This window comes from Chitinophaga sp. GbtcB8 (assembly GCF_019091455.1).
In the GTDB taxonomy this organism is placed as follows: domain Bacteria; phylum Bacteroidota; class Bacteroidia; order Chitinophagales; family Chitinophagaceae; genus Chitinophaga.
The window spans coordinates 1-235 of record NZ_JAGXJN010000431.1; the positions used below are offsets into that span (position 1 = coordinate 1).

General features: G+C 41.7%; 1 protein-coding gene. It reads left to right on the top strand.

Translation table 11 applies throughout. The features are described from left to right. Positions 1-235, top strand: a 235-nt coding sequence (locus KVT36_RS32245) for a helix-turn-helix transcriptional regulator (RefSeq protein WP_217607516.1), incomplete at both ends; no start/stop codon positions are given.

The window sequence follows — 235 nt, forward strand, 5'->3', positions numbered from 1 at the left end:
ACATATAGGCGAACCTGCGCTGCAGGAGCATGCCATACAGGAACCCATATACGATATTTCAGAGCAGGAGAAAAGGGTGCTGCAATTAATGCTGTCAGGCATGAAAGCAAAAGATATAGCAGACCAGTTGTACAACAGCGTAAATACGTTGAACAAACATAAAACAAATATCCGCAACAAGCTGAAACCCCCCAGCAACAGGGAATTGCTGTCATTTGCAGTAAAAAATAATATT